Consider the following 4,683-nt stretch of genomic DNA (forward strand, 5'->3'; position numbering starts at 1 on the left):
CTTCAGTCCCGCCAATTAGACAGACTGAATCACCGATATCTCTGCGCCGCAACTGGCGACTTTTTCAACGAAATCGGTCAAAGACTGAAATTCTCATGCCGAGTAGATCTCTTCTGCACAACCTCGAATAACCGACCTGGCATGGCCCTGACGGCTTTTCTCTGCCGGGCCATGGGCTATCCTCCGAAATGGGGTGGCGCTATGGCCGGTGCACCTCAGATAACAGGCGACTTGCCGCAGCGCCGCAAGTCGGCAGCCATGGGCCAAAGGCAGACCAACCAAGCGCGACGTAGTGAGACTTACCCGGTTTGTAGGTCGGATCGAAAGAACCGAACCACTCGATCTATCGCGTCGGTTGTCGCGGGATCGTTATCCGAAAAGTCGAAGCCATGATCTTTCCCTGGATAAACGACCTGTTCGGCTTGTGCTCCCACCGATTTTGCGAGTTTGACCAACGCCTCGCCTTGCGCAAGCGGAACGTTGTGATCAGCGTCGCCGTGAAGTTCGAGCAGAGGCGGCAGACGCTTCACGCGAGATACCATTTTGTTTGGCATCCCGCCGTAGAGCACGGCCAAAGCTGAGACTCGGTCGTCTCGCGCCGCAGCTGCCGCAGCCACGTAACCGCCGAGTGAAAACCCAAGCAGGCCGACCCGTCCAGAGCTATCAGGCCTTTCTAGGATGCCAGTCAGAGCGGAAGATACGCGGTCGGCCCATATATCGAACCGGTCCGTTCGATATGCTTCCCGCTCCTCCTGTGTGCTTAGCTTGTCCAGCACTTGTTCGTCTGCGTGGCTGTAGTAGCGGATCAGGTAGGCATCAATGCCTGCCGCAGTCAAAGCATTAGCATAGCGCTCATAGGCACGCGGCTTAAGTTCAATGCCCCTCGCGCCATGCAGGACTACGACTCCTGGCCGCTTTCCGGTTGACTCTGGACTGTAGCGCTTCAGGGCGATGGAGCCCTCCACACTCATCGCAGTAAGCTCCTCAGGAGGTGCTGCGAACAGAGGGCGCGAGGTCGCCACGAGCGTTAGCCCGCCCACGAAGTATCTTCGGTTGATCACTGCGTAACCCCCGGCTTGAAAATGGCCCTTGACCAGCATCGGGATACCATATTGCCATGTCGTGGCAATGGTCCGCTTCGGGTCAAAGACTGAAATTCTCACGCCAAGCAAATCTCTTCTGCACAACCTCGAATAACCGACATGGCATGCCCCTGACGGCTTTCTCTGCCGGGCCTATAGGCGATCCTTCCGGAACGGGTTGGCGCTATGGTCGGTGTATCCCAGATAACTGCCGACTTGCCGCGGTGCCGCAAGTCGGCAGCCATGGGCCAATAGCGGAAGTGCAGCGGACAGCCACAGCGAGCGGCATCGGCCTTTGATGTGCAACCGATACTGTCCTAAGTCCTCTCAGCTATGGCCGATAGAATGCTGTCGCGCGTCTCTTCAGGCGTCTTACCCTCCGTGTAGACCACGATTTTTGCAAGATCATAGTTCGAGTGGTGCCGGATGAAGTGGGCATTGACGTCGAACTCGCCTGGCGGAGGACTGCCGCCCCTTCGAGTGTGCAATATCCTGAGAGATTCTTCTGGATCAGGCGACGGCAGCAACAAAACAACGTTCGAAAATGGTGCTACCGCCCTCCGGACGCGCTCAAACAGTCCGGCATCTTCAAATACAGAATGCCCAGCGCCAAAATCAATGACGCAGTCATGATGATCAGCCAGCAACCGTTCCACGGCGTGAGCCTCAAAAGGCTTCCAATAACGGTAGATCCCCGCAAATCCCTCGTTTTCTCCAATCGCCCGCTGTCTTTCAGCATCGTAGCCAATCTCGCGATAGTAGTCCCATCGGACCTGATCCATCGACAACTGTGGCAGACCAAGCGATGTTGCGAGCAGTTTACCTTGCGTACTCTTGCCGACTCCCATTGGGCCAATCAGAATAACTTCTCTCCTCACATCGCTCTCCCCAACCTCGGGATAATGTCGCGCCTATCAATCCCAAACCGAATTTACTACGATCTATCTAGAGCGACGGCCTCCTGTCCGCTATGGGTCAAAGACTATGCGAATAAAGGCGCTGGGTACAATCATTGAATGGTCTGGTGCGGAGCTGACGCCTTCGGATTTCTATTCGGGCTTACTCGACTACTGGGACCATTGGCAGTCGATTGATCCGCGACTAGAAGACCATCATGCTACACTTTCGGCTGCCGCCGACGCCTTCGGCCACGACATCGTCAATTTGGCGACCTACTCGAACGAGATCTTGGCTTGGCTAGCGCCATCACGTATTCGGCAACCGCCATCTGTTGTTATTGTTGGTGGGATGACCGAAGCTTTCATATTCACTGTACGATCTGCATGTGACGTCATCGCCGCGGCCTTGGCGCAATATGCGTCGGAAAAGCCGGGGCAAGTGCCGCGAGATAGCTTGCGTGCCCTCATTCGGTGGTCGGAGCAGAATCCATCGCGGGTGCGTCCCTCCATTGGAGCAGTGCTATCATCTGACTTTAGGTGGTTCTGGAATCTTCGTAAGTTGCGGGACGCCCTGGGTCATCGCGGCGCGCACGCAAACATTCACTGTGACGGTCGCCAGTTCAACTTGTGGCTCCACGGTCCGGACGGATGGATCACACGTGAGCCGCTATTACCGCTGCTCGCGGGCCAACTGAGTCACCTCGCCGCATTTGCCGATCAATCCGCGCAGGCTATAAATGCGATAGTTGGATTCCCTGAGGATCGCTTGAAGAGCCGAGTCGTCAACGGGGTGCTGATCCCGGCGCTACATCAGTTGTTGGAGATTGCGAGCCAGTACTCTGAACCCTCTCCGTAAAATCCCGATCGTTGCCTGTTTTCGCGGTAACAGGTGTGTCGGCTTTGGGTCACGAGCTGCCTTCCCGAACGAGCTAGCGTCACGGCCTGTGTACCTCAGATAGTTGCCGACTTGGTGCAGCGCCGCAAGTTGGCAGCCTCCGGGGCCATTCAGGGCACGGTCGGGCGGCCCAGTCACGTCCGCAATTCGCCCATAGCCGACCTTCCGGGTGGGGTGCATCGACGGCTGCTTCTTCCCCATCAGCGAAGTGGCGAGCCGCCGGGTTGAGGTCCGCTCTGGGGTGGTCAACGGACCAGAATTGCTCAGGTCGGATTTTCACATTTTGACCCAGAGCGGACAATAGCGAACGAGCTACTGGGATGCGCCTTCCACCAAAAGAGAAAAGAGATTCCATCCGCGTTGATATACGATCTCAGGTCCAGATGGCGCTGCTATCATTGTTTACGTTCGACACGTCTCTGAAGCTTCTTCGCTCCGAGCGGCACCGTCGCGGAGAAAGGGGGCGGTTGCGGGTCCGGAACGAGATTGTTGAAGTCGGCCAGGCAAGTAGCTTGCTGTGTCTTTGTGCCTGCGCGCATGAGCTTGCCATTAGCAGCGTGAACCAATCTGCCTCGCTGATCTCGGCCGGTCCACTCGGCTCCCGAAATTTCTTGGGTCGATCGATGTAAAGGTGCGAGATCGGTCTTTCTGGCAAAACTCGTGTCAGACGCAATAAAGCTGACATTGATCCCGGTACCCGGATGATTTGGATGTGCTGCTACCGGGTAAAATCTGAGGACAACGCTTCGATTATCTGTAAATCGTCCTCCGCCGCCATACGTTGTTCCCTGGGGCCACAGGCCAAGAGCATGAAGCCACGGACTCCTGCTGATCGAGCTCCATGCATCGGTGTAGTCCGTTCTCAGGCCACGACCTTTGTGGATGAACGACAGCAGCAATTCGCCATCAGGCGAAAGATCACATTTTTCTGGATAGATGCGCCCTTTCAGCCAGGCGCCCGGATAGAACTTATCGCCCTTGGTGTCCCAGCGAATGATATGAAACCAGTCCGACGGACCCCGACGGAAGATGACGGCTTCATGTGCTTCACGCGCAAATATCACAAAAAGACGAGGGGCGACTTTCTTCTGAACCACATTTGCACCCGCAGGCAGAGATCGAAGTCAAATCCCTATGGAGTTGCTCAATGCCGCGAGGAGTATCAAAGTGGCACTATCTTGTGAATACGCCCAATCGGCGCTGGTCCTCAAGGCCTTAAGAGACTGTGAATGTCCGCTTATGGTCGATTCCGTTGAAAAAGTAGGCTGTAGTTTCGTCGTGAACGACTGCCGTTTATCGGATGAGTTGGCTTGGTGGGGGTCACGCGGGCGTCGGTGCGGGCATCGGGATCAGCTTGGCCATTTTGCGAAGGTTCTGAGCGGCTGCAGCGAGGATGAACTCGTCGCGTGCGCCGTTCGGCCCTCTTAGTCGCAGGCGATCGAGCTTGAGAATGCGCTTGAGATGCGCGAACAGCATCTCGATCTTCTTGCGGAGCCGGCGTGAAGTGCGGCCTTCCCGTGAGCTTGCGATCTCGCGTGCCATGTCGCGAGCGCCCTCGTAGACCGAGCGCGGCACTTTTCGGGCCGGGGTGTTGGGGCAACACCTGCTTCTGAGAGAGCATGCTTGGCAATCGTGCTTGCTCGCACGGTAGAGGACCGTCGTATCGTTGTTCACCAGCGTCCCTGTAGTGGTGAGGGTTTTGCCAGCGGGGCAGCGATAGACGTCCCTGCTATGGTCGTAGGTGAAGGCCTCACGCGAGAAGGTCCCGTCGGTGCGGGCCGACTTGTCGAAGACGGTCACGTGCGGC

The 4,683-nt window shown here is 56.7% G+C and carries 5 protein-coding genes; 1 reads left to right on the forward strand and 4 read right to left on the reverse strand.

Going from position 1 to position 4,683, the window contains the following annotated elements; genetic code table 11:
• Positions 1 to 299: 299 nt before the first annotated feature.
• Positions 300 to 1,163 (reverse strand): dienelactone hydrolase family protein, encoded by an 864-nt coding sequence (locus QX073_RS34295; protein WP_315755064.1) that lies wholly within the window; start codon positions 1,161 to 1,163, stop codon positions 300 to 302.
• 236 nt (positions 1,164 to 1,399) lie between these two features.
• Positions 1,400 to 1,930, reverse strand: coding sequence for a shikimate kinase (locus QX073_RS34300; RefSeq protein WP_315755062.1), 531 nt, complete (start codon positions 1,928 to 1,930; stop codon positions 1,400 to 1,402).
• Between the two features lie 136 nt (positions 1,931 to 2,066).
• Here QX073_RS34300 and QX073_RS34305 point away from each other — a divergent pair, with 136 nt between their 5' ends.
• On the forward strand, positions 2,067 to 2,837 hold the full coding sequence (locus QX073_RS34305) for a hypothetical protein (RefSeq protein WP_315755054.1): 771 nt from the start codon (positions 2,067 to 2,069) through the stop codon (positions 2,835 to 2,837).
• Between the two features lie 434 nt (positions 2,838 to 3,271).
• Here QX073_RS34305 and QX073_RS34310 read toward each other — a convergent pair whose 3' ends face one another.
• A complete protein-coding gene (locus QX073_RS34310; RefSeq protein ID WP_316227123.1) occupies positions 3,272 to 3,973 on the reverse strand; it encodes a hypothetical protein in 702 nt (233 codons plus the stop codon).
• A gap of 223 nt (positions 3,974 to 4,196) precedes the next feature.
• Positions 4,197 to 4,683: transposase (locus QX073_RS34315; RefSeq protein WP_315755058.1), on the reverse strand; the 487-nt coding region annotated here is incomplete at its 5' end.

Source organism: Bradyrhizobium sp. SZCCHNS3052 (genome assembly GCF_032484495.1).
Classification (GTDB): domain Bacteria; phylum Pseudomonadota; class Alphaproteobacteria; order Rhizobiales; family Xanthobacteraceae; genus Bradyrhizobium.

Bases quoted from the DNA above. Each gene is read 5' to 3' on its own strand.
- QX073_RS34305 (WP_315755054.1), top strand. From the start codon at position 2,067: ATGCGAATAAAGGCGCTGGGTACAATCATTGAATGGTCTGGTGCGGAG.
- QX073_RS34300 (WP_315755062.1), bottom strand. From the start codon at position 1,930: ATGGGAGTCGGCAAGAGTACGCAAGGTAAACTGCTCGCAACATCGCTT.